This window comes from Psychrobacillus soli (genome assembly GCF_006861775.1).
Lineage (GTDB): Bacteria > Bacillota > Bacilli > Bacillales_A > Planococcaceae > Psychrobacillus > Psychrobacillus soli.
Window position 1 is genome coordinate 109102 of record NZ_VDGG01000016.1, and the last position, 25169, is coordinate 134270.

Below are 25169 nucleotides of genomic sequence, written 5' to 3' on the forward strand. Positions count from 1 at the left end.
ATCCTAAATGGTTAAAAACGATGTCATATCAAGGTAAAAAGTCGCCATTGACATACTCACGAAAAAACCATTCCTTTATACATATTCTATCGTTCGTTAATTTTCCGTTTACGATTTCTATTGTAATTGTTTCGATAACTTCTCTAATCCATGGACCTCTTTTTTTGTCCGCCCATTCCATTAAATCATTGCCATTAACGACAATTTCTTTTACAGATGAAATGGGAATAGTAGCTTTTGCTTGCTGAATTTGCTTTGGGGTGTAAGAGGTATCGATTTTCTTCAGCTGCTTTGCATAACTTGCAGCGGCTATGAGCACGTCTTCCGTAAACTGAAAAAAATTATAGGGACTCCAATGCCCTTTTTCTAGCTGTTCCACTGCAGCTAACACATGCTTCACATGCGTTTTTTCTGAATTGGAACATTTATAAAAGGAAAGTAAGGTCCCTACATTTTTTGAAGGTTGCATTAGCGCAAAAAATGCCCATCCGTTTGCGGTATTACCAAAGCTTGAAAAACGTTCCCAGCTATAGCGATACGTTTCCCAATCCCCTTGGAAATTTCCTGCTAGTTGACTGGAAACAAATAAATTCATGCCATTTCCTACAAAGTCACTTTTCCAAATTTTCTCTAACTCCACCTTCACTCGCTCCATCGAAACATGGGCGATTAAATGATGCAGAGATTGAATGGCTTCCATCGTATCTGCATGCAAGGAATAGTTCAACTGCGCGGAAAAACGGACTGCTCGTAGCATGCGTAGCGCATCCTCTGCGAAACGTTTAGATGGATCCCCAACGGCTCTTATTAGTTTTTTCTCGATATCTTCCCTACCACCAAAATAATCGATAAGCTCATCAGTCTTAGTAAGTGCCATTGCATTCATCGTGAAATCTCGTCTTTGTAAATCTTCCTGAAGGGATCGAACAAATGTAACAGCGTCCGGTCTTCGAAAATCGGAGTATGTAGCTTCCGAACGAAACGTTGTTACTTCTATTGTTTCTTTTAATACAACTAGCACGGTACCATGTTCAATTCCAACATCAATCGTGTGGGGAAATAACTGTTTGACCTCATTCGGTGTGGCATTCGTTGTCACGTCCACATCATTTGCATGCATATTTCGAGTAAAATCGCGGACTGCTCCTCCGACAACATATGCTTCAAAACCAGCATTTTCAAGCGTTTCAATTACTTTATAAGCTTCTGGCCACCGAGTTTTCATCATTTTATTTCTTTGCCACTCTTTCGTACATCGCTTCGTATTGTTCTACTATTTTCTTCGAACTAAATCGTTCTTCGATAAACATTAACGAAGTTTCGATCATTTGTTTATGTAAAATCGGATCCTGTAATAATTGAACTCCATATTCAGCCACTTTTTGGGTATCCCCAAGTTCGACTAAATAGCCATTTTCCCCGTGTGTAATAACTTCAGGAATACCACCGACATTAGTGGCAATACACGGTACTTCACACGCCATTGCTTCTAATAATACTAATCCGAACGATTCTTTTTGGGAAAGTAATAGCATTAAATCAGAAATTGTGTACAGCTCCGACAAATTTTCTTGTTTCCCAAGAAATAGAACATCTTGTTCAATGGAAGTACCTCTAACATATTCCATAACTGGGTGTTTTTCAGGACCATCTCCTACTAATAGAAGCTTCGCAGGAAGTTCTTTTCGAATTAGTTCAAAGCTTTTCACGATATCCTGAACACGTTTCACTTTTCGAAAATTAGAAACATGAATCACGACTTTTTCATGCGCTGCAATTCCTAACAATTCTTTTAAGTTACCTGGATCTTTTTTATAATATTCTTGTTCATCTACAAAGTTATAGATGGTTTCTATTTCTTGATCTGGCTGGATTAACTCCATTGTCTGACTTACTAATGAATGCGAAACCGCTGTCACAATATCCGATTTTTCGATTCCATACCGAATAGCACCTGAAAGGGAAGAATCATCCCCTAATACAGTAATATCTGTTCCATGTAAGGTTGTCACAATGCCTATATCGGATTTTGCCATATCTTTTGCTAGAATTGCACATACAGCATGTGGCATTGCATAATGCACATGCAGTACGTCTAATTGTTCATCGATAATTACTTCTGCCATTTTATTTGCTAACGCAATATCATACGGGGCATATTGAAAAACGGAATAACTATTTACTTCTACTTGATGAAATGTAATGGACGGATACATTTTGTTTAAACGAAAAGGCTGACTTGAAGTGATGAAATGTATTTCATGTCCTTTTTCCGCAAGCATTTTACCAAGTTCCGTGGCTATTACACCCGATCCACCGATAGATGGATAGCATGTAATGCCTATTTTTAATTTACGCATACGATCACTTCCTTAACGAGCCCGTCTTTCTTCCAACAGACGCCAATCTAAAAATCCTTCTTCAATACCTTTTAATAAAATCTCCGCTGTTCCCATATTCGTCGCAAGTGGGATTTGGTATACATCGCATAGGCGTATCAATGCAGTTACGTCCGGTTCATGTGGCTGTGCAGTTAAGGGATCCCGGAAAAAGATGACCATATCCATTTCATTGTTTGCGATTGCCGAACCAATTTGTTGATCCCCACCAAGTGGACCTGATTTATATCGAAATACCGATAATCCTACTTCATTTATTATGCGTGTTCCAGTCGTCCCTGTTGCAAATAATTCATGCTCTTCTAAAATAGATTTATACGCCATTACAAATTGGACTAAATCTTCTTTTTTCTTGTCATGTGCTACTAATGCAATTCTCATGCCCGTCACTCCTATAAAATAATCTCTTCTAAGCCGTATATAAGTGTATTTTGTTTCATTATTTCATGAATCGACAAAACGATACCTGACATGAACGAAGTACGATCAAACGAGTCATGGCGAATTGTGAGGAGTTGTCCTTCCCCACCAAGCAAGACTTGTTGGTGGGCGACTAAACCAGGTAACCGGACGCTATGAATATGCATTCCTTCTATATTGGCACCTCTTGCACCAGCAAATATTTCTTCTTCATCCGGATGTCCTTGTTCAAATGGATTTCTTGTATCTTGAATCATTTGAGCAGTTTTGATAGCAGTGCCTGATGGAGCATCTACTTTTCGATCGTGATGCATTTCAATTATTTCTACATCCGGTAAATATTTTGCTGCCGTTTGGGCAAATTTCATCATTAGAACTGCTCCAATTGAGAAGTTTGGAGCGATCAAACAACCGATCTGTTTTTCTTCTACTTTTTGGCGTATTTCATCTAATTGTAAATCAGTAAAGCCCGTAGTACCAATAACTGGCCTTACACCATATTGCAGGGCGGTCATCGCATGTCCAAAAACAGCTGTCGGAATGGTTAAATCCACTAATACATCTGGTTCGGTTTGTTCGATTAACTCTTCAAGTGACGTGAAAATAGGAATATTATTTCCTACATTTTCTTCCTCTTTTTTATGGTCTAATAACCCTACTAAAAGAAATTCCTCATTTTTAATAATGGTTGCTACTGCTTCTTTTCCCATTCTACCTCTTGGTCCTGCTATTGCTACTTTAATAACCACAGTTAGTCCTCCTTTTTTGTCCATCGATCTTTATCTCGTGTATTGTATTTATGCAATACGTTTTGTAAAGATTGTTGTAGATCTATACCTTCTGCATTTGCCAAACATATTAATACGAAAAAGAAATCTCCGAGTTCGTCTGCCAGTTCTTTCTCTACTTCTGTATGCTTCTTTTTCTTCGTGCCATACTTATGTTGAACTTCTCGTGAGAGTTCTCCAAGTTCTTCTGTTAATCTTGCTAAAAGTTCCATTGGAGGAAAGTATCCTTCTTTAAATTGACTTATGTATGCATCTACTTCAAGTTGAAGTTCAGATAATGTTTTGTTTTCCGACATTTTTCTCACTCTCCTCCCTTCATCGTAATAAATTTATACACCAGTTGTCAAAAACAATTAATTAAAAGATAATAACTTTAGTATGAACTATAAAAAGGGGTGGAACAATGGGGCTTGGCTTAAAATTTAAAAATATCATCATGATTATAATAGGATCCGCTATTTATAGTTTTGGATTTGTTCATTTTAATATGCAAAATGAGCTTGGTGAAGGCGGCTTTGCCGGTATTACATTAATACTATATTTTGTTTTCAAATGGGATGTAGCGTTAATGAACTTACTATTAAATATTCCAATGTTTATCATTGGGTGGAAACTTTTAGGTAGAAAGGTATTTGCATATACAATAATTGGTACCGTAGCAGTCTCTGTATTTTTAAAAATATTTCATCTGTACGAAATACAAATCGGGTTACAAGATGACATGTTCCTTGTTTCTTTATTTGCAGGGGTATTCGTTGGTGTTGGTTTAGGTATTATTTTCAGATTTGGTGGAACTACTGGTGGCGTTGATATTATCGCGAGGCTCGGTCAAAAGTATCTCGGCTGGAGTATGGGAAAAACGATGTTCATGTTCGATGCGTTTGTCATTTTACTTTCCTGGCTTACATTTTTAGATATTAGATCTGTGATGTATACGTTAGTAGCAGTTTTTGTCGGAGCACGTGTCATCGATTTTGTACAAGAAGGTGGTTATGCGGCGCGTGGGGCGTTTATCATCTCTGAGTACCAAGATGCGATTGCAAACCGTATAACGAACGAAATGGACCGTGGAGTGACGGTTTTAAAAGGTTATGGACATTATACGAAGAAAGAACGTGAAATTTTATATTGTGTTATTGCTAAAAATGAAATAGTTCGCCTAAAATCGATTATTACAGCAGTTGATCCGCATGCATTTGTTTCTGTTACAGAAACGAATGATGTGATGGGAGAAGGATTCACGCTCGATGAGGAGAAAAGGCCGATTGATTGAGAAAACATGCAAGAACCCTCTAAGTACAAAACTTTTTTTGAATCGTATTCGGAGGTCTTTGGACAGACTTAATGCTATATAATCACCGTTTATTTTTTGGAGAGCGACGGACGAACGAAAACCACAGAATTACCGAAAAATAGGAGGGATGCGAACTTGTCGCATCCCTCCTATTTTTGAAATCTTGGTAATGGTGTAGGACTCTCGTTCAGTCCAAAGCAATCCAAAAGTACATTTACGTTGAACAATGCTTACTTTAAATATTAATCGTCTCTAGACATCCCTGTATAAATTAATACTAAACGTAGTAACTCGAGTACAGCGACTGCAGTAGCTGCAACGTATGTTAAAGCAGCGGCATTTAATACTTTCTTTGCATGACGCTCTTCTTCGTTACGAATAATACCATACGATACCATTTGGTCCATCGCCCGATTAGACGCATTAAACTCCACTGGAAGCGTAACAATTTGGAACACGACACCAGCGGCAAGCAACAAGATACCAAGTAACAACATACCACTCATGGAAGCAAATATACCAATCATGACAAAAATCCATGATGCATTGGAAGAAATGTTCGCAATAGGTACTAATTTATGACGTAATGTTAAAAAGGAATAAGCTTCTTTATGTTGAATCGCATGCCCAACCTCATGTGCTGCAATAGCAGACCCTGCAACGGAAGCCTCATGATAGTTATGCGAAGACAATGCTACAATTTTAGTCATTGGGTTGTAATGATCACTTAAAAAACCACTACTTTCGACAACTTTTACCTCATATAAACCATTTGCATCTAAAATCGTTCTTGCTACTTGTGCACCTGTCATACCTGAAGTCGAGCGTACTTTAGAATACTTTTTATACGTCCTTTTCACTTTCATCTGTGCATATATAGGCAATAACAAAATTATCGCAAAATATATGATATAAGAAACCACCAATCATTTCCCCTTTCTTATCTATACTTATTATTTTAATAGGTTATCCATATTCATTCAACTAATTCGCTTTGACCTTTTTTGATAAACTCCAATTGCAATACTTATACAAGCAATCGATAACCAAAATGTAAAATAGCCAACTTGATTAGAATATTCACTTAAACTACGATATACGGGCATTTGGCCGAATACATAGTCAATGACATCGTTATGCAATGTCCAAACAGCTGCAATAAAAATATGTACGAAAGTAAATCTATAGAAAGGTATATAAAGTATTGCCTGTAATGCCATCGCAAAATGAGAAGCGACAAGCATCCATCCCATCCAACCAATGGAACCAGTCTCGATATATGTCCAAATGTTCATGACCACTGCCCATACACCATATTTAACCAATGTAATAAGCGCAAGTGCCTCAATTAACTTCCAGTTTTTCTTTAATAGCCATCCGAGTAATGCAATTGTAAAAAACAAACTTGCAGTTGGGCTATCCGGAACAAAAAGAAGAAATTTAGGCTCCGTCACAGAGAGCTGGCTTTCATACCAAATGTAACCGTAAATCGTACCTAATAGATTCACTAGGAACAATAACCACATGAATGACTTATTAAAGAGCACTAACTTCCCATACGTTATCATTTCTTTCATAGAAACTCTCCTTCGAAAGGTAAGTAAAAAAGAGAGTCAGTTTCCTGACTCTCTTTACTTTTATTATGTCTAGCTTACATGTTATCTTATTCCGCTGGTTGTAGCGTTGTGATAAACTCCGCTAGTTTGTGAAGCTCTTCTTCAGTTCCAGTGTAAGTACCACCTGGCATTCCGCCTAAACCTTCATGTGCAATGTTAACGATTTCATCAGCAGTATAGTCTAAACCGATTAATGGCTTACCTAAACCGCCCTCGAATGCATTACCATGGCAACCGATACAAGACGATGCTTGATACAGTTCATAACCTTCCGAAGTCTCATCAAATTCTACTGAAACTTCTTCTTTAATCTTACCGTATTCTGCAGCAGCTTCCCAGTCATGGTTAACTACTGATTCCCAAGTTAAATAAATCATTGAAGCAAGAGCAAGAAGCATAAAACCAGTTGGTAACGGACGCTTAAATGGAGATCTTTCTTTACTAGTATCTAGGAATGGTACTAATAGAAGTGCACCAAAAGCTAGACCTGGCATAATGATTGCTCCAATAACGTTAAATGGTCCTGATGCAAATTCATACTTTAATAACTGGTATAAAAATAAGAAATACCAGTCTGGTACTGGAATATATCCTGTGTCCGCTGGATCAGCTGGACGTTCAAGTGGAGACGGATGTGCAACAGTTAATACTAGATAACCTACTAAGAAAACAGCACCGACTAACCATTCCTTCAATAAAAAGTCTGGCCAGAAAGCTTCTGTTTTACCAGGATACTCAGAATAGTCTTTCGGAGTTTTCTTTGGTCTGCTAGATGGATCTGTAACACGAGAGTCACCAACAAATTTCATACCTTTACCTTTATGCATAATGTCCCCTCCTTATTAAGAATTCTCCGTACCACTTACCCATTATAGTGGTCCAGAAATACCTTGACGGCGAATCATGATAAAGTGTGCCGCAAGTAAACCGAATAATGCAGCTGGTAAGAAGAATACATGAATCGCAAAGAATCTTGTTAATGTTTGTGCACCGATGATATGCTCATCACCAGCGAGTAACGTTTTAATCATTCCGCCAATAAATGGAACGGATGCAGCAATTTCAATACCTACTTTTGTTGCGAACAATGCTTTCATGTCCCAAGGTAGTAAGTATCCCGTAAATCCTAAACCTAACATAACAGCGAAGATTAATACTCCAACCATCCAGTTTAGTTCACGAGGTTTTTTATAAGAACCAGTAAAGAATACACGTAATGTATGTAAGAACATCATAACAATAACAAGTGACGCTCCCCAGTGATGCATCCCACGCACGATTTCACCGAATGCTACTTCATTTTGAAGGTAGAAAACAGATTCCCATGCATTTTCAATATCTGGTACGTAATACATAGTTAAGAACATACCGGATAAAATTTGAATAACTGTAATGAAGAATGTTAATCCTCCGAAACAATAAACAAATGCAGAGAAATGGTGTGCAGGGTTTACGTGTTCTGGCACTTCATGGTCTGCAATATCACGCCATATAGGTGTAATATCTAGACGTTCATCCACCCAATCATAGATTTTATTAAGCACTGATGTCGTACCCCCTTACTTTTAAACTAATGTGTTAGGTATAGCTTTTCCAATTTCTAAGAAACCGTCATTTTCACGAATTTCAAATTGATCCAACGGACCTAGAGGTGGTGTTTTTGGAACGTTCTGTCCGTTTTTCTCGTAACGACCTGCGTGACATGGACAGAAGAATTGATTTTTGTGAGCTGGGTCACCTTCCCAGTTTACCGTACATCCTAAATGCTTACATACTGGAGAAAGTGCAATAACTTGATCTCCTTCTTTGTAAACCCATGCAGCATTTGTTATATCAGACTTGTACCATGCATCCACTTGTTCAAAAGTGAAGTCTACACGCTCGGGAATTTCTGTAATATCGGCAATTTTCTTTTCCGTTAATACGAAATCTCCACCTTCTGATTTTTGCAATACAGGATCAATTGCAAAACGTACCATTGGCATAAGCATTCCTGCTGCCATGAAACCGCCAACACCTGTTAATGTATAACTTAGAAATTGACGTCTTGATACTTTATTGTTACTCATCCTTTTCCCCCCTCTTACTTAAAGGTCAGCCCAATGGACATACTTGCTTGAAATAATAATACTAGGACATATCCATGATATATCAATAAAAAAGGAAGGTCAATATTCCTTTGACATGAATTATGAACTTTGTGAACATTTCTTGCAACAATTTGTCACTAATTCGCCCATTTTTTCGCGAAAATTGGAATGAGTTGTCGTAGTTGATCTTCTAATACAGAATTTCTCATTTTTTGATCCATCGAATCTAGTGGAACAGAGGGTGTCCAAATCACGTCATGTTCATCCCCCATTGTACTCCACTCTCTATCAGATGTGATGAAGAATATGTATTTAAAATCCGCTTTTGCTAGTTCCTCTTTCCAAATTTCTAGCAATGACTGCTTGTCCTGAGTCTTTGTATAAGAGAAGGAAGGAAATAAAACTATCCTTCCTTTAAACTGATTTTCAATTATATTCGCCAAAGATAACGTAAAATCCGCTGCGGAGGCAGCAAATGGAAATCCATGCTCCGAACCGTCTATGACTATTAATGGGATCACTGCTGTATCTATATATTCTTTTTGTGCTTGAAATACTGCACTATCTTTTCCGTTCCAATGCATGGTAATCTCTCCTAATTTCCTCTATGTTGTAGTTGTTTCCATAATGCTGAAAGTTCTAGAAACTTATCCTTGTTATTTTCATCGATTGCTTCATCAATTTGTTTTTTTAATTGTTCTACTTGAAATGAATGAAGACTTTCCGCTAACATATCCTCTGCGATTCGTTTATCTTTTTCACTAATATGCAAATACTTTGGCATAAAAGGATTTTCTTCTAGAACCGCTAAGTACTCCGGGCTTGGTGGAAGCATTTGAAAATTCAATTGAATATACATATCTTCTTCAGGATGCAGACGTAGATCATGAAAAGACTTTTCTGCATCTGCCGTCATCACACTGCCCTTGTAAAAGCGAAAAGGGATACCAGAGGATGTTGTTACCGACATAATCATCGCTCTAGGGCAATAATGTGCTTCCTCTACAAAATGGACGTTATTCAACAATGTTTCGTGACTAATTAAGTAATTCAAAATCCAGACGCACTCTCTTCTTTTCATTTGATACTTTTTTAAAAACCAGCGAACAAATTCTTTTTTCTCCCCAACTGAAACAGAAGCAGTCACGTAACCTCTCCTTCCTTTTTTTATTCCACTAAGTCAAACCATGTACTATTTTCAGGCTGTAATTTTTGCAATACCGCTACTACTTCTAGTGCTTCGTCTCGTTTTCCTTCTTCAAGCAGGAAATAGACGTATTTTTCTAAAAATGCAGCATCCTCTTTATGTTCAGTATATGCTAGCTTATAAAATGCATATGCTTCATCGTACAATTCTAAACGCTCATAGCTACTAGCGATAAATGGATACATAGAAGACCACTCAAAGTGCTGCTCTTTCAACGTTTCATACAGTTCGATTAACTCCTCATCCATCTCTTCTGACGAAAATAATGAAGAAAGAATAAAAATTGCGTCCATATATTCTGGATCTAATACAATTGCTTCTCGCAAGAATGATTCTGCTTCTTTCACTCTACCCAATTTAAGCGAAATTTTACCTGCAAATAAATAATATTCTTTTTCAAATTCATCCCGGGCAATACCATCTGTTATCGCCTTTAATGCCTCTTCATTTTTTTCTAGCATCGCATACGTTTCTGCCAGCAACATATAACCCGAGAAATAATCCGGATCGATTTCCAGTAAACTTTCTAAATGCTTCACAGCTGTTTCATAATGCTGTACTTGGAAGGAAGCGTATGACGCGTGGAATAAAACATCTGGTGCAACTTCCTTTTGTAATGCTTCTTCATAGTATGGAATCGCTTCTTCATACGCTGCTCCCGCACTATAAATTTCCGCAAGCTTTAAAGATAAGTCAACTGCTGGAATTGCGTCTTTTACTGGGATTAAGTCTTCCATTATTCTAGCAGCTTCTAAATATCTACCAGTTTCCAGTAAGAGCTCGCCTTTTGCGTAAAGAAGTAATGGCTCATTTGGCAAAATGCCGATTGCTTCATTAATTTTTTGCTCTGCCACTTCATATAGTCCGATCATTTGATAATAATCAGCTAATGTAAGTAGTGCTTGAGGATAAGCTTCACTCGATTTGTCAACCGTCGTAAGCAATTCTAGTGCTGCATCTTCTTTATCCATTTCTAAGTAAAGCTGTGCTTGATCGATTTTCAACTGACTTTCTTCTGGGAACAAATAGTGTAAATGATCTAATACTTGCACTGCTTCTTGTAAAAAACCGTATTGGGCTAATAAATCGGCTAGTTCATATTGCTCGTCTGGATTTCCTGCTAATAAAAAAGCTTCTATAAGTGCACCCAGTTTTTCGATATCTCCTTCTTCCATTGCTCGGATAAAAGGCATCATTTTTTCCATATCATCACCATACTTTCTCTATGTCTTTATCGTACAAGAACATTCGGTTATGAACAAGAAAAAAACTTGATAGAAAAGACACATCTTTCTTTAGATGAAAATATCAAGATGTTCCATATCCTAAGTTTTTCTATGTATTCAAATCATTGTTGACAATTCATCAATATGCTTCCTCGCATTATCTTGTGTAGGAGTGCATTAAAATGTGTAGTTACGACCTATTTAAGGGATACTGCGTGGTAAAAGACCTATTAGGTGACCGCGCAGTATCCCTATAATGCGAAATATTAAGCCGCCGCGCTAAATCCAACTTTATGCAGTATTTACTATAAATAGCCGAGAGCAACCAATCCTCATAGTAACAAGTTTACTTGGTGTGACTTTTGCGCATTATCCCTCTAGAACGACAAAATAGCCAAAAAACAGACCAAGAGACTTTAACTCGTCCTTGGTCTGTTAAGATTTATTTATTAACTGTTTCGCACGCTATCCAATTGTTCAAAAAAGTTTGGATAGGAAACTGAGATGCATGCTGGATCATCCAATGTAACAGCACTTGAAGTAATCAGAGATGCGATTGCCCCCATCATGCCAATACGATGATCGCCATACGTCACTAATTCTGCACCATGCAGTGGTGTTGGCCCTTCGATAATCATTCCGTCATCCGTTGCCGTAATATTCGCACCGAGCTTCTTTAGTTCATTGACAACGGCATCTATTCGATTGGTTTCTTTTACTTTTAGTTCTTCGGCATTTTTAATGACCGTCTTACCTTCTGCTTGTGTTGCAAGTAAGGCAATGATCGGAATTTCGTCAATTAGTCTAGGAATTAAATCGCCGCCGATTTCTGTCCCTTTTAGAGAAGATGTCTCGATTTCGATTGTTCCCATTTCTTCATGGCTCGTATTTTCGGAATCATTGATCGACAAATTTGCACCCATTGCTTGTAGGACATCGATAATTCCCGTTCTCGTCTCGTTTAAGCCTACGTTCGTTAACGTCAGCTTACTACGAGGGACAATTGCTCCTGCTGCTAAAAAGAATGCTGCAGACGAAATATCACCTGGTACTACGACATGTGTTCCAGTAAGTTTTTGTCCACCTTGCAGTCGGATTGTTTTATTTCGGACTTTAATGTCTGCGCCGAAATGTTGCAGCATTTTTTCCGTATGATCACGAGAAGTTTCCATTTCTTGTACGATTGTTTCTCCTTGTGCATGTAATGCAGCAAGTAGAATAGCGGACTTCACTTGTGCACTTGCAACCGGCATTTGGTAATGGATAGACTCTAGGTTAGTTCCTTCTACCGCAATTGGCGTAAACTGCCCATTTTCCCGTCCAATTAACTTCGCTCCCATTTGCTTTAACGGATCCGTCACTCGTTTCATCGGTCTCTTTTGAATCGATTCGTCTCCAATTAGAACAGATGAAACATTCGAACCTGCTAGTATTCCGAGCATTAGGCGCGTTGTTGTACCGGAGTTACCAGTATATAAGATCTCGTTAGGCTCTTTCCACGCTTTGATGCCATTACTCTTGATACGAACGTTTTCCCCGTCTACCTCAATTTCGACACCAAGCTTTTGGAAGCAGTCGATTGTCGCTAAGCAATCATCACTTAGTAGGAAGCCTTCCACCGTAGTAGTACCTTCAGCCATTGCCCCAAACATGATAGAGCGATGGGATACAGACTTATCTCCTGGAATTCGCAAGACGCCTTGTAAGGAAGGCTGTGCATAATCTAATATTTTCTCCATAATGATTACCCTCCTAAGAAATATACGTTTCAAATGTTGTATTTTTTGCAATGCATGCGACTGCTTTTGCACGATCATCCATCGTTTGAAAACTAATGACCAAAATACCAAAAACATCGACTCGAGTTTCCACAATTCGCAAATTCGTAATACTAATACGGTCTCTTGCTAAGTAGCCCGTGATTTCCGAAATAACCCCTGGATAATCGGGGATATCGACATATAAATCAAATACAGAAAACATCGCACCTTGTGCAGTAATCGGCAGTTCATCTCGTACTTGTTTAGCCGTTTGAAAATATTTTTCAATATCTTCTTCATCTGCGTGAAGCAACAAATTTTGCAGTCTAATCATTTCTTCTGTCCACATTTGCAACTGATTACTAAGCTCCCTGCGATTTTGAACCGTAATGTCTCGCCACATGATTGGGTTGGACGAGGCGATTCGTGTTAAATCGCGAAACCCCCCTGCTGCAAGTTGTTTCGTGAATGGGAATTTTTCATTTTCCCCTGCGAGCTGGTGCACAAGCGAAGCGGCAACTAAATGCGGAAAATGACTGACAACTGCTGTCATATGGTCATGTTCTTCTGCTTTCACTTGGACAATTTTCGCTTTTGTTACTTGCAGCAAATTCGTAAGGATCGTTACTTCTTCTTTATTTTCATTTGGAAATGGGGTTAGCAAATAATACGCATTTTCAAATAAATGCGCTCTAGCTGCTTCTACCCCACTTTTATGCGAGCCGGCCATTGGATGACCGCCGATAAACGTAATACCTTGCTCTCTTAAAGATATAGCGGCTTTCATAATTTCATTTTTAGTGCTACCTGTGTCAGTTACAATGACTTGTTCTTTAAGATCCCACGCCAATATCTCGTTCATCAATCGAATAGTTTCATTTACAGGGGTAGCAAAAACGATAATGTCCGCAATTTCAGCGGCCTCTTTCAAATGAACTGCCATTTCATCAATAACACCTATTCTTTTGGCTGTTCGAAGCGACGGTGTATGCGCATCATAGCCGATTACTGTCACATGCTCGTTCCGCTTTAAACCAAGTGCTAGTGAGCCTCCTATTAGGCCAAGCCCAATAATGAAAATCGTTTGCTTCATTACAAAACGCCTTCCTCTTTTAACACTTCATCTAATTTTTGTAGTAACTCAGTATTTTGCTCTTCTGTCCCGATTGTGATTCGAAGGTATCCAGGTTTACCAAGCGCATTTCCGCTTCGAACGATAAATCCACGTTTCATCAGACCTTGGAATACTGAATCGCTATCTGCTTTCACTTCCATGAACACAAAGTTTGTGTGTGAAGGATACAAATTGAAATTACGTTCAGCACAGTATGCTTCATATTGAGCTTTTCCAGCATTATTTTTTTCCTGACATGATTGGATAAACGCTTGGTCCGCTAATCCGATAATAGCAACTTCTTGACTTAATACTGTGTTATTAAATGGCTCACGAGTTGGCTCTAATTGGCTTATTACTTCTTCTGAACCAATGGCATAGCCTACGCGGAAACTAGCTAAGCCGTATGCTTTAGAAAAAGTACGCATGATTAAAACGTTTGGGTGTTTGTCTAATAAATGAATCGAGTCTTCATATGTTTCATCTGTTATGTATTCTGTATAAGCTTCATCTAGAACAATTAATACATCATTCGGTACTTTTTCAACGAATGCTTTAATTTTATCGCTAGCAATAAGGGTTCCCGTTGGATTATTCGGATTACAAATCCATACGATCGCTGTGTTTTCATCGACTGCTTCCACCATTTCATCTAAATCATGTTCCCCGTTTGGAAGTAATGGTACGGTACGAACTTCTGCTCCTTCTACGATTGCATTATGCTTGTATTGACCAAATGTTACATCTGCAACTACTGTATTTAAACCTGGTTGTAGAAGTGCTCTTGAAACGATTAATATATTCTCATCTGAACCATTTCCAAAAAGTAATTGCTTTTCTGAAACATTTACATGTTTTGCTACAGCTGTGCGAAGTTTTGACGCATAGCCATCTGGGTAAATAGCATAGTCAATACTTGCAATATCTAAGTATTCTTTTACATTAGGAGATGCTCCGTAAGGATTTTCATTGGATGCAAGTTTAGTTACGGTTTCTAAGTTGAACATTTTTTTTACTTCGTCTGTTGTTTTTCCTGGTTGGTATGCTTGTAAGCCGGCAATTTGTTTTTTGAATTTCATCTCAAAAGTCCCCGTTTCTTTATATTATTTCACTAAGTCAGGTCTTAATATAACCGCATTGTTTAAATAGATATGCTGGATATCCCGCTGCTCTTTATTTGTATTAACATGCATTAAAAGCCTTACACACTTTTCTAACGCGTTTGGAACATCCATTTCATGTGTACACATTACAGGTACATATGTCCATCCTTCTAAGCTTCTCACTGCTCTTGCAGGGAAAGCGGACGTAATGTCTGTCGTCGTTGAGATGATGACCGATGCAATGTCTTCTGGTTGTACATCATTTGCTTTCGCCATTTCTTGCACAAGACGTGCAGTTTCTATCAATACTTCTTCATTTGAATCTGCTGTTACCGTTGTGGCGCCTCTGACTCCTCTGATCATCTAAATCCCCTCCTTGATCCACTTTCTTAATTGCTCGTCACAAGCTTGCACTTCACTCATCGAAATAACTTGGACAATTGGCTCCCCAATTTCTTGAAGTAACGCAAAGTGGAGTTCCCCATTCGTTGTTTTCTTGTCTTTTAACATAAATGCAGCTAATTGCTCAAACGAACAGTTAAGTACATGCTGAAAATTGTATCCTAGTCTATTCGCAATTTCATATACTTTTTCGGTATAGCCTACTGCTACATTTCCGTTCTTTTCACTTAGCATTAACGCAGGAATCATACCGATCATCACTGCTTCGCCATGCGTTATTTTCCCATAACCAACAGTAGCCTCGATTGCATGTCCATATGTGTGGCCAAAATTTAAATATTTGCGATACGATTGCTCTTTTTCATCTAGTTCCACGATATGCGCTTTCACTCGAATTCCTTTTTCAATCCATTTAAGTAGCGTTTCTTTTTCAATAGATTTAATACTAGGAAGTTCGAAAAACTCGTTTACCCATTTAGAGTCGCTAATGAGCGCATGTTTGATCACTTCCGCTAGACCTGAACGTACTTCTGTTTCAGGTAAAGTAGCTAAAAAATGAAAATCGTAAATAACCGCTTGCGGCTGATAAAAAGCACCGATCATATTCTTACCATTCGGATGATTGATGGCAGTCTTTCCTCCAACCGCACTATCATGCGCTAAAATGGTCGTAGGTATTTGATAAAATGGGATCCCGCGCATAAATGTTGCCGCAACAAATCCGGTCAAATCTCCTACTGCTCCTCCACCTAATGCAAATAGTACCGAATTTCTCGAACAGCTTTCTTGCAATAAAAATGTTTGGACATCAAAATACGAGTCAAACGTTTTACACGCTTCTCCATTAGGCACGATATAAACTTTAAATGGGAATGAAAAATGCTCGCGAACATATTGTTCATGCAAACTCCAAACATGCTCGTCCGTAATTATCACTAACTGATCTGCTTTTTCTAGTAGCGCTTTATACTGTCCACAAAAATCATGTAATATATTTTCACCTAAATGCACATCATACGAAGCATCGGTTGTTTTTACTGGGATATTCACGATTTAAAACCCCTTTGTATAAGCTCGATGTCTTTCTATTTCTGCCTTTAATGAATCCATTTTATCGCCATTAAATGTATCTAATACGGCTTGCGCAATTTCCCATGCAATGACCGCTTCAGCAACTACAGATGCCGCTGGTACTGCACAGCTATCTGATCGTTCAATACTTGCTTTAAACGGTTCTTTCGTATCAATATCAACACTTTGTAATGGCTTGTAAAGTGTCGGGATTGGTTTCATAACTCCTCTTACGACGATTGGCATTCCTGTCGACATACCGCCTTCTAGACCGCCTAGGCGATTCGTATCACGTGTATACCCTTCTTCCTCACTCCAAGAAATTTGGTCGTGTACTTGACTACCAAATAAATTCGCCATTTCAAACCCTAATCCAATTTCTACACCTTTGAATGCATTAATGCTCATCATCGCCATTGCAAGTTTCGCATCAAGCTTACGATCGTAATGTACATAGCTACCTACGCCTGCAGGCATCCCTGAAATGATGACTTCCACGACACCACCGATTGTATCTCCTGCTTTTTTCGCATAGTCAATCGCTTCGACCATTTTTTCAGAAGCTTCAGAATCCAAACAATAGACTGGGTCCGCTTCGACAATTTCACGAATCTCTTCGATTGTTTTGCCGGTAGCTAAATCTAAATTCGCTTCAATTCCACCAATTTTCGTTACATGAGCAACAATGGAGATTCCTAACTCGCTTAATAATTGTTTTGCTACTGCTCCTACTGCTACCCGTACAGTCGTTTCACGTGCAGAAGAACGCTCTAATACGTTGCGTAAATCACGATGACCGTATTTCATTCCTCCGACTAAATCCGCATGCCCTGGACGTGGTCTTGTAATTTGTCGTTTAATATCTTCTGGATCTATTTCTTCTCCAAGTGGTTCAATGCCCATAATATTTGTCCAATGTTTCCAATCATCATTGTTTACGACAAGACAAACCGGAGAGCCTAAAGATTTTCCGTGGCGGACTCCTGCAGTAATGGCTACTGTATCCTTTTCAATCTGCATTCTTCTTCCGCGACCATGACCGCCTTGGCGACGTTTCAATTCTTTATTTATCTGTTCACTCGTAATTTCTAATTGTGCTGGTAACCCTTCAATAATTGCTGTAAGTTGTGGTCCATGTGACTCACCTGCTGTTAAATAACGCACAACACTTTCCCCCTTCAACTCGCTAAAGTATTTATATTCCACTATAACATAAAATCTCTTTCAAAGTATAGAAAAAAACAGTTTATTTCTTCCTATAAAAAAATGTGTCTTCCGTTTCAAATCCATATTTCCCTGGATTGAAAATCTGTTCCGTACTACCAACGAATAAAATGCCACCCGGCTTGAGTGAGTTACTAAAGTTTTGATATATTTGATCTTTTGCTTCTTCCGTAAAATAAATCATCACGTTGCGACAAATAATTAAATCGAAATTTTTTTCATATGTATCCTTTAATAGATTATGTTTTTTAAATGTAACGGTCTTTTTAATCAAATCGTCCACTTTATAAAAGGCTGCTTGTTTCTCGAAATATTTGGACTTCATATTAGATGGAACTTCTGCAAGTGAACGCTCCGGATAAATACCAACTTTCGCACGGTGAATGGCATTTTCATCTAAATCTGTTGCGAGTATGGATATTTGCGAAAGTGATTGGTGATTAGACAGTACCATTGCAGTTGTATAAGGCTCTTCTCCAGTCGAACAAGCGGCACTCCATATCTTTAAACGTCTATTTTCGGCAAGTAATTTAGGGAATATTTTCTGTTCTAATACATCCCATCTTTTTGCATTTCGATAAAATTCGGATACATTAATCGTCATTCTATCTAAAAACTCATTCAATAAATCTCTGTCTTTGTCTAGTGCTTGAAAGAAATCGACAAAGTTTTTAAATCCTTTTTTTTCATACAAGGATGTGAGGCGTCGTTTCATTTGAGCTTCTTTATACGCAGCAAGATCAATCCCTGTTTTTTGTTTAATGGAATCTACAAATTTAATATAATCTGGCAACTGACATCGTTCCTTTCCAAAGACCTATATCTAGTATATCGCAATCGGTTCGTTTCGAATATAGAAAAAGACAGACAAATGTGAACATTCGTCTGCCTTCAATAAAACTTTTGCTTTTTTTATTAGTTAATCCAGTTGTTAGCGTCTTTAGCGTAAGCTACTAGTTCTTCTTGTTTGAAGAATAGACCGATTTCGCGTTCAGCGCTTTCTGGTGAGTCAGAACCGTGGATAATGTTTTTACCAACAGTTACTGCGAAGTCTCCGCGGATTGTTCCTGGAGCTGATTCTTTCGGGTTTGTAGCACCCATCATAAGACGAGCTGTTGAAATAACATTTTCCCCTTCCCAAACCATTGCGAAAACTGGTCCAGAAGTGATGAATTCTACTAATTCACCGAAGAATGGGCGTTCTTTATGTTCGCCGTAATGTTGTTCTGCTAATTCAGTTGGGATTTGCATTAATTTTGCTCCAACTAATTGATATCCTTTTTTCTCAAAACGACTTACGATTTCACCGATTAAGTTACGTTGTACGCCATCAGGTTTTACCATTAAAAATGTTTTTTCCATGATTAACACTCCTCAAATATAAATAATGGACTAAAATTCTCCACCGTTAAAAATAGTATCACTAAGATCTACTATTTTCAATCAAAACTTACGTTTACTCATAAATAACGCGATATTTTGCAATGATTTTTTAGCAGAATTTGCAGGTAATTGTTTTACTTCGTTTAATGCTTTTTGTAAATATATATTACTTAGTTGTTTGGCTTTCGTCATGCCATCCGAATATCGAATTGCCTTTAATAGATTTTGTTGATCGGTAGCAGAAATCGTTCCTTCCAACATCGCATGAAGTAATGGAGCTACAGCAGGCTCATCTTTTGCATATAACACCGGTAATGTAATATTTCCTTGTAGTAAATCACTTCCAGCAGGTTTACCTAATTGTTCATCTGTCGAAACAATGTCTAATATATCATCGATAATTTGGAAGGACATCCCAACATAATAGCCAAACAGTTTTAAATGCCTTACCGTTTTAGCATCCGTTCCAGATGCAATAGCTCCTAGTTCACAACTAGCAGAGATTAAGATGGCGGTTTTTCGCTTTATTCTTCTTAAATAATCTCGCACTGTTTGGTCTAAAAAGCGTTTATCTTCCACTTGAATAATCTCTCCGATGCAAAGTTCAATCATAGTGTGAGATAACACTTCATGTGCGTATGTATTTTGTACTTCTGTTATGTATTCAATTGCTTTCGCAAAAAGAAAGTCGCCTGTATACATTGCGACTCGATTATTCCACTGTGCTTTGACCGTTTCCCTACCTCTTCTTGTTTCCGCGTCATCTATAACATCGTCATGCACTAGAGACGCCATATGTATCAGTTCTATCGGAACAGCAACATTTTTAATGGATTCAATCGAATAATTACCGAACTTCGCTGCAAGTAGAACAAAAACGGGTCGAATTCGTTTTCCTCCAGCGAGAAGTAAATGAAGAGAGGCTTCATTCAATAAGGGAGAGGAAGAATTCACAGCTACTGCTAGCTCTTTTTCTATGACTTCTAAATCCGATTTTAAATCGGAATAAAGTAATTTCAACTTCATCTTATCCACAGATCCAAACCTTCTCCCACTTAAATATCTTTTTTGAAACCAATATGTCTTGCTGCTGCGCCACCACTATATGGCTTACTCGTTACATGCTTCATACCAACTTGTTCAAATAACTTCGTTAGCTCCGCTCTATTAGGAAAGTCTTTCGCTGACTCTTGTAACCACGAATACTCTTTATAACTTTTTGCAAATAGTTTACCGAACATCGGCATAATATAACGGAAATATAGTCGAAATCCGACATTGAAAATTCTCGAATCTGGTTGTGATGTTTCTAGACAGACAATCATACCACCAGGTTTTGCCACACGATTCATTTCACTAAGAACTTGTTTGTAATCAGGTACATTTCGAAGTCCAAAACCAATCGTGACATAGTCGAATGTGTTGTCTTCAAAAGGTAACTCCATTGCATTGCCTTGCAATAATTCAATTTGAGAAATGTTTTTCACTTTTTCTTTCCCAACATTCAACATATTTTGGCTGAAATCTAGCCCTGTTACTTTTCCAGTTGGCCCAGTAGCTTCTGCTAGAGCAATCGTCCAATCAGCGGTTCCACAACATACATCTAATGCGGAACTCCCTATTTTCACTTGCATTGCTTTCATCGTGTCACTACGCCAAATTTTATGTTGTTGAAAACTGATCACAGAGTTCATCGAATCATAGTTATCTGAAATTTTCTCAAATACTTCATGTACATGTTGCTCTTTTGATTTTCCCACCGTTTAACCTTCTCTCAACTGCGTTTCCAGCGAACGTTTAGTTACACGTTCTACGATTGCATGTTTGACATGATCTTTTAATAATTCCGAAGAACGGACGTCTTGTATTAAATCGTTTTCTATTTTTTTCATTTCCGCTTGAAGTAAGTTTATATTCGATTTCAAGACAGAAGATTTATCGATATATAAAGTAGCTTCTAGTCGTTCGTAAGCAGCAATCTCTTTTTTCAATGATGCTAGTAATAACGCTTCTTTCATGAAAAATACATATTCATGAAATGAGTAGTATTCCATAAATTGTTCAATCGGTTTACTAACAATCAACTGAATCGACCCGACCAGTTGTTCAAACGTATAGTTTTGCTGATCGTAAAATCTCGTTTTGTGCTCGGTAATAGTAGTGACACATTCTGACAATTGTCGAATTAAATCTATCTTTTTATCTTTTGCTAACAGCTGATAGTATTTTCCGCTGTAATAATCTCCTGCCAACACTTGTAATTGCTGTTCTCTCGACGTTGCATTTTGTTCTTTCACTAAATCATGTGCCGCAAGTGCCGAAAAAATAAGAGAGATGGCGAAAACAGAAATTCTTTCTGATTCGTTCCATTCTTCCCCATTGAGTAGTGGTAAAAGTGTAAAAAACAAACGTTCTTCGTCAATGATAGGAACCCCTGTATAGTTTAACAAAGTACTTTGCCCGATTTGCAAGAGAATATCGCTTTTATATTGTTTTACCTGTTGTGTGATCATTGCTTCGTTCATACACTTTACTCCATTTCCCAACCGCGCTTACTATATTTTTCGTGTAGGTCTTTTATTTTTTGGATTCACTTTGAATAACACCGTTTGCTGTGTGAACAGATGCTTTTCCTCTAATTTTCATCGCAGATGTGTGCTCTGTAAATTGGGCGATCATAACTTCACCTGTATCTAGTTTTTCAGAATGATGGAACTTTGTATCCGTGCCACGGGTAAGCCCAATAACATGCACACCATCTTCTTCTGCTTTTATCACGATAAAATCTGAACTAGACATTATTTAATCTCCTTTACGAAAACAGTCTTTTTTCATCATACCATATTCTAAAACTTTCTCCAAAACAGTTACTGCATTTGAATAAAAGTTAATATTTCAGAGCGTTTTACTTCGTCTGTTTCCAAAATCCCTCTAGCTACCGCGGTTACTGTTTTGGCACCTGGTTTTTTAATCCCACGCATCGTCATACACATATGCTCTGCCTCAATGACAACGTAAACGCCATGTGGATTTAACATTTCCATAATATCTTCAGCAATACTAGATGTAATTCTTTCTTGTAATTGCGGCCGTCTTGCAGTTGTTTCGACAGCTCTCGCTAACTTGCTTAATCCAGTTACGACTCCATCGCGTGGAATATATGCTACATGTGCTTTCCCGTAAAAAGGAACGAGATGATGTTCACACATGGAATGGAATGGAATATCTTTAACTAACACAAGTTCTTCATGATCTTCGTTAAATACAGTTTTAAAATATTCTTTTGGATCTTGATGTAAGCCTTCAAACATTTCTGCATACATTTTAGAAACACGTTTAGGCGTTTCGAGTAATCCTTCTCTTTCCGGATCTTCTCCGACTGCCTCTAAAATCATTTTTACTGCTTCTTCTATTTTTTTCAGATCGACATTTGTCATCTGTTAACCCCCTAGACCAAAACTATACATACCATTAGCATCTTAGCATACGAATCGAATATAATAAATATTTTTCACTTGATTTAGCAGGAAGTTTAACTCCCCGCTGAATTGAGGAACTCTTGCTAAGATCGCCACGTCCTACAGCAACGCCTGAGTGACCAACATCCTGTATGCCTTAAGCGCAATTCATAATTTGGACGCAATTATGCCAAGGCGAAATTGATTTATGTATCTTGGCCATTTCTTTCTTCGCATTCTGTAATTGAAAAGAACGGCTACCATGAAGCAAGCTTCATAATAACCGTTCTATGTACTACAACATCAGTTATTTAACTGCGTCTTTAAGTGCTTTACCTGGTTTAAAAGCAGGCACCTTGCTAGCAGCGATGTCGATTTCTTCACCTGTTTGAGGGTTACGTCCTTTACGTGCTGCACGTTCACGAACCTCAAAGTTACCAAAGCCGATTAATTGAACTTTACCTCCATCTGCAAGAGCAGCTTGAATTGATTCAAATACAGCTTCAACAGCTTTAGAAGCATCCTTTTTAGAAAGTTCTGCAGCTTCCGCAACAGCGTTTACTAATTCTGTTTTATTCATACCATTCACCTCCTCTCAAAGGAAGATAGCTTTAATCCTGTAAAAAGAGTATCACAACAGAAATCCCTTCGCAACACTATTTGCACGTGTTTAGGGAAGATTCCTTAAAAAAACTCGATTTTCACAAAATAACAGGACTTTTCGCATAGTCGCGAAAAGCCCTGTATCATATTTACAGTATGAATGTTACCATTCCTCTATCGCCTTCGTTTACCATTCGTTCGATCGTTTGACGCATTCTGTTCTTCGCAACTGCTGAAACGCTCTCTGTTTTGTAACGTAAACTTTCTTTCATCACTTCGACTAAGGAAGTACCGAAAACTTGTGTTTGCCATAACGCATCTCGGTCATGCAAATACCCATGTTTTAAATCTTTTAATAATTGCTGACTATGAAATTCTGAGCCGATGAGCGGTGCAAATTCTGCTTCCATATCGACACGAATAATATGCAACGAAGCCGCTTTTGCTTTTAGGCTTACCCCATAAAAATTATTTTGTTTAATAATTTCTGGTGCAGAAGGTTGAAAATCTTGAATAGTTGGAAGAGATACGCCGTAGCCGTGATTTTTAGCAGCTTCTAATGCTTCTGAAAATTTATTGTATGCTTTTTTCGCTGTAGACGCGTCTTTGACGAATAAAAGCCAATCTTTTTTGGATTGAATCGGTTCTTCTAACCACTCATCACACACTTCTTGGAACACTTCCGGCTTTAATCCAATTTGAATACAAGCAGACCCCCGACCCGGATTTGCTTCTACAACTTCTGCTGATTGAATAAATGGCACTTGTTTAAACCTAGCGGCAAGTTCCTTTACATCTTTCATTTTAGATACAATTTGTAACCATTCTTGTAAAGAAGAAGTGATTGCATTATTCACAAAATGATCCGGTTCCAGTACATCCGTCCAATCTGGCTTTACTACTTCAATATCCGTAATTGGAAATTCATAAAGTGCTTGTTGGAGTATGTACTGAATTTCCTCCGCAGTCATTCGATCAACTGCCACTGCAATTACAGGCACTTCATGCTTTTTCTGTAGCTCTTCACTCAATTGTATTGTGTCAATATGACCCGGGGTTTTGCTGTTTAATACAATAACAAATGGTTTGCCAATTTCTTTTAATTGCGAGATGATTTGCTCTTCTGCTTGTTCCGCTGCTTTTCGCGGAATATTATTTACTGTACCATCCGTTGTAACAACAATCCCAATCGTTGAGTGGTCACGGATTACTTTGTCTGTCCCAATTCGAGCAGCTTCTTCGAATGGAATTGCTTCACTATGCCAAGGGGTGTGTACTAGTTTCTGTCCGTCTTCCCCAGAACCAGTGTTAATCCCATCGATCATATAGCCAACACAATCCACTAACCGAATTTGTAGTCGTAATTGATCTTCTCCAAGATGAATATTCGTTCCATGTGCTGGGACAAATTTTGGTTCTGCGGTCATAATGACGTTACCTGGAGAACTTTGTGGAAGCTCATCTTGCGCTCGTATTCTTTCCGCTTCATCTTGAATATTCGGAATGACTACGAGCTCCATTACTCGTTTGACAAAAGTAGATTTCCCTACCCTGACTGGACCTACAACACCAATATACACATCTCCATTAGTTCTCTCTGCTATTTGTTCATAAAGTTGATTTGACATGGATAGTCTCCTTTCTTCGCAATCTAATATATGTGCCAAAAAAACGTTTCATGCATAAAGCATAAAACGTTTTTCTACGTATGGATTATCATTGCAGTCAAGACAGTGTAGGGGGCAGGGCGGACGCTTTCCGTGGGGTGAGTGATGAGCCTTCACCGCCGCTTACGCGTACGTTGGAATGGCTCATTAAGCTCAGAGTGGAACAAAGGCTAAGAGCACCACATCGTGTGGCAACTCCTTCGACGACAACATCCTGTTGGCCACGGCAAGAGTCGCCACCTGCATCGAAAATCTATGGTAAAGACTAACTTATCAGAATCTAATATTAAAAATAAATGGTTGAACGAGACAATATTTCCTTTGAACGCGACAACCCGGTCTAA

General features: G+C 38.2%; 29 protein-coding genes. 1 reads left to right on the plus strand and 28 read right to left on the minus strand.

Annotated features, from left to right (window positions below; genetic code table 11):
* Positions 1–28 precede the first annotated feature (28 nt).
* From FG383_RS09705 to FG383_RS09725, 5 genes are read right to left on the minus strand one after another with little or no spacing between them, the layout of a single operon-like run.
* A complete protein-coding gene (locus FG383_RS09705) occupies positions 29–1228 on the minus strand; it encodes a CCA tRNA nucleotidyltransferase (protein ID WP_142607214.1) in 1200 nt (399 codons plus the stop codon).
* A 1-nt stretch (position 1229) separates the two neighbouring features.
* Positions 1230–2360 carry an N-acetyl-alpha-D-glucosaminyl L-malate synthase BshA gene (gene bshA, locus FG383_RS09710; RefSeq protein ID WP_142607215.1) on the minus strand — a complete coding sequence of 377 codons (1131 nt, stop codon included), beginning with the start codon at positions 2358–2360 and terminating at the stop codon, positions 1230–1232.
* Positions 2361–2372: 12 nt separating this feature from the next.
* On the minus strand, positions 2373–2780 hold the full coding sequence (mgsA, locus tag FG383_RS09715) for a methylglyoxal synthase (protein ID WP_142607216.1): 408 nt from the start codon (positions 2778–2780) through the stop codon (positions 2373–2375).
* 11 nt (positions 2781–2791) lie between these two features.
* Positions 2792–3568 (minus strand): 4-hydroxy-tetrahydrodipicolinate reductase, encoded by a 777-nt coding sequence (gene dapB, locus FG383_RS09720; RefSeq protein WP_142607217.1) that lies wholly within the window; start codon positions 3566–3568, stop codon positions 2792–2794.
* 2 nt (positions 3569–3570) lie between these two features.
* Complete coding sequence (locus FG383_RS09725; protein ID WP_142607218.1) at positions 3571–3903, minus strand: nucleotide pyrophosphohydrolase; 333 nt, start codon at positions 3901–3903, stop codon at positions 3571–3573.
* Between the two features lie 107 nt (positions 3904–4010).
* On the opposite strand from FG383_RS09725, the gene FG383_RS09730 reads away from it, so the two are divergent.
* Entirely contained in the window at positions 4011–4880 is an 870-nt protein-coding gene (locus FG383_RS09730) for a YitT family protein (RefSeq protein WP_142607219.1), read from the plus strand.
* A 263-nt stretch (positions 4881–5143) separates the two neighbouring features.
* Here the strand turns inward: FG383_RS09730 and FG383_RS09735 are convergent, their stop codons facing one another.
* The 23 genes from FG383_RS09735 to spoIVA all read right to left on the minus strand — a co-directional run bounded on the left by FG383_RS09735 (position 5144) and on the right by spoIVA (position 24786).
* On the minus strand, positions 5144–5824 hold the full coding sequence (locus FG383_RS09735; protein ID WP_142607220.1) for a zinc metallopeptidase: 681 nt from the start codon (positions 5822–5824) through the stop codon (positions 5144–5146).
* A 57-nt stretch (positions 5825–5881) separates the two neighbouring features.
* Positions 5882–6478, minus strand: a complete 597-nt coding sequence (gene lhaT / locus FG383_RS09740; protein ID WP_142607221.1) for a lipoprotein heptaprenylglyceryl N-acetyltransferase LhaT — start codon at positions 6476–6478, stop codon at positions 5882–5884.
* Between the two features lie 86 nt (positions 6479–6564).
* The gene (locus tag FG383_RS09745; RefSeq protein ID WP_142607222.1) at positions 6565–7344 is read right to left on the minus strand and encodes a menaquinol-cytochrome c reductase cytochrome b/c subunit; all 780 of its coding nucleotides are present in this window, start codon (positions 7342–7344) and stop codon (positions 6565–6567) included.
* A gap of 42 nt (positions 7345–7386) precedes the next feature.
* Positions 7387–8061 carry a menaquinol-cytochrome c reductase cytochrome b subunit gene (gene qcrB, locus FG383_RS09750; RefSeq protein ID WP_142607223.1) on the minus strand — a complete coding sequence of 225 codons (675 nt, stop codon included), beginning with the start codon at positions 8059–8061 and terminating at the stop codon, positions 7387–7389.
* 21 nt (positions 8062–8082) lie between these two features.
* Positions 8083–8586 (minus strand): Rieske (2Fe-2S) protein, encoded by a 504-nt coding sequence (locus tag FG383_RS09755; RefSeq protein WP_142607224.1) that lies wholly within the window; start codon positions 8584–8586, stop codon positions 8083–8085.
* 158 nt (positions 8587–8744) lie between these two features.
* Positions 8745–9191 carry a DUF2487 family protein gene (locus FG383_RS09760; protein ID WP_142607225.1) on the minus strand — a complete coding sequence of 149 codons (447 nt, stop codon included), beginning with the start codon at positions 9189–9191 and terminating at the stop codon, positions 8745–8747.
* A gap of 11 nt (positions 9192–9202) precedes the next feature.
* A complete protein-coding gene (locus FG383_RS09765; protein WP_142607226.1) occupies positions 9203–9754 on the minus strand; it encodes a ReoY family proteolytic degradation factor in 552 nt (183 codons plus the stop codon).
* A gap of 20 nt (positions 9755–9774) precedes the next feature.
* Positions 9775–11019 carry a tetratricopeptide repeat protein gene (locus tag FG383_RS09770; RefSeq protein ID WP_342782135.1) on the minus strand — a complete coding sequence of 415 codons (1245 nt, stop codon included), beginning with the start codon at positions 11017–11019 and terminating at the stop codon, positions 9775–9777.
* A gap of 470 nt (positions 11020–11489) precedes the next feature.
* Positions 11490–12779, minus strand: coding sequence for a 3-phosphoshikimate 1-carboxyvinyltransferase (aroA, locus tag FG383_RS09775; RefSeq protein WP_142607227.1), 1290 nt, complete (start codon positions 12777–12779; stop codon positions 11490–11492).
* Positions 12780–12792: 13 nt separating this feature from the next.
* Positions 12793–13893, minus strand: coding sequence for a prephenate dehydrogenase (locus FG383_RS09780; RefSeq protein ID WP_142607228.1), 1101 nt, complete (start codon positions 13891–13893; stop codon positions 12793–12795).
* The gene (gene hisC / locus FG383_RS09785; protein WP_142607229.1) at positions 13893–14993 is read right to left on the minus strand and encodes a histidinol-phosphate transaminase; all 1101 of its coding nucleotides are present in this window, start codon (positions 14991–14993) and stop codon (positions 13893–13895) included. The genes FG383_RS09780 and hisC overlap by 1 nt, the downstream gene beginning before the upstream one ends.
* Before the next feature lie 24 nt (positions 14994–15017).
* Positions 15018–15380 carry a chorismate mutase gene (aroH, locus tag FG383_RS09790; protein ID WP_142607230.1) on the minus strand — a complete coding sequence of 121 codons (363 nt, stop codon included), beginning with the start codon at positions 15378–15380 and terminating at the stop codon, positions 15018–15020.
* Positions 15381–16469, minus strand: a complete 1089-nt coding sequence (gene aroB / locus FG383_RS09795) for a 3-dehydroquinate synthase (RefSeq protein WP_142607231.1) — start codon at positions 16467–16469, stop codon at positions 15381–15383.
* Between the two features lie 3 nt (positions 16470–16472).
* Positions 16473–17654 carry a chorismate synthase gene (gene aroC / locus FG383_RS09800; RefSeq protein WP_142607232.1) on the minus strand — a complete coding sequence of 394 codons (1182 nt, stop codon included), beginning with the start codon at positions 17652–17654 and terminating at the stop codon, positions 16473–16475.
* An 82-nt stretch (positions 17655–17736) separates the two neighbouring features.
* Positions 17737–18507: a CheR family methyltransferase gene (locus tag FG383_RS09805; protein WP_142607233.1), complete on the minus strand. Its 771-nt coding sequence runs from the start codon at positions 18505–18507 to the stop codon at positions 17737–17739.
* Between the two features lie 122 nt (positions 18508–18629).
* Positions 18630–19076, minus strand: coding sequence for a nucleoside-diphosphate kinase (ndk, locus tag FG383_RS09810; protein ID WP_142537214.1), 447 nt, complete (start codon positions 19074–19076; stop codon positions 18630–18632).
* An 81-nt stretch (positions 19077–19157) separates the two neighbouring features.
* Positions 19158–20132, minus strand: coding sequence for a heptaprenyl diphosphate synthase component II (hepT, locus tag FG383_RS09815; RefSeq protein WP_185907903.1), 975 nt, complete (start codon positions 20130–20132; stop codon positions 19158–19160).
* Between the two features lie 20 nt (positions 20133–20152).
* Positions 20153–20857, minus strand: coding sequence for a demethylmenaquinone methyltransferase (locus tag FG383_RS09820; protein ID WP_142607234.1), 705 nt, complete (start codon positions 20855–20857; stop codon positions 20153–20155).
* A 3-nt stretch (positions 20858–20860) separates the two neighbouring features.
* The gene (locus FG383_RS09825; protein ID WP_142607235.1) at positions 20861–21622 is read right to left on the minus strand and encodes a heptaprenyl diphosphate synthase component 1; all 762 of its coding nucleotides are present in this window, start codon (positions 21620–21622) and stop codon (positions 20861–20863) included.
* A 52-nt stretch (positions 21623–21674) separates the two neighbouring features.
* Positions 21675–21896, minus strand: a complete 222-nt coding sequence (gene mtrB, locus FG383_RS09830; protein ID WP_093273145.1) for a trp RNA-binding attenuation protein MtrB — start codon at positions 21894–21896, stop codon at positions 21675–21677.
* Between the two features lie 68 nt (positions 21897–21964).
* Complete coding sequence (folE, locus tag FG383_RS09835) at positions 21965–22534, minus strand: GTP cyclohydrolase I FolE (protein WP_142607236.1); 570 nt, start codon at positions 22532–22534, stop codon at positions 21965–21967.
* Between the two features lie 328 nt (positions 22535–22862).
* Positions 22863–23135, minus strand: coding sequence for an HU family DNA-binding protein (locus FG383_RS09840; RefSeq protein WP_093273151.1), 273 nt, complete (start codon positions 23133–23135; stop codon positions 22863–22865).
* A gap of 172 nt (positions 23136–23307) precedes the next feature.
* A complete protein-coding gene (gene spoIVA / locus FG383_RS09845; protein WP_142607237.1) occupies positions 23308–24786 on the minus strand; it encodes a stage IV sporulation protein A in 1479 nt (492 codons plus the stop codon).
* Positions 24787–25169: the final 383 nt, after the last annotated feature.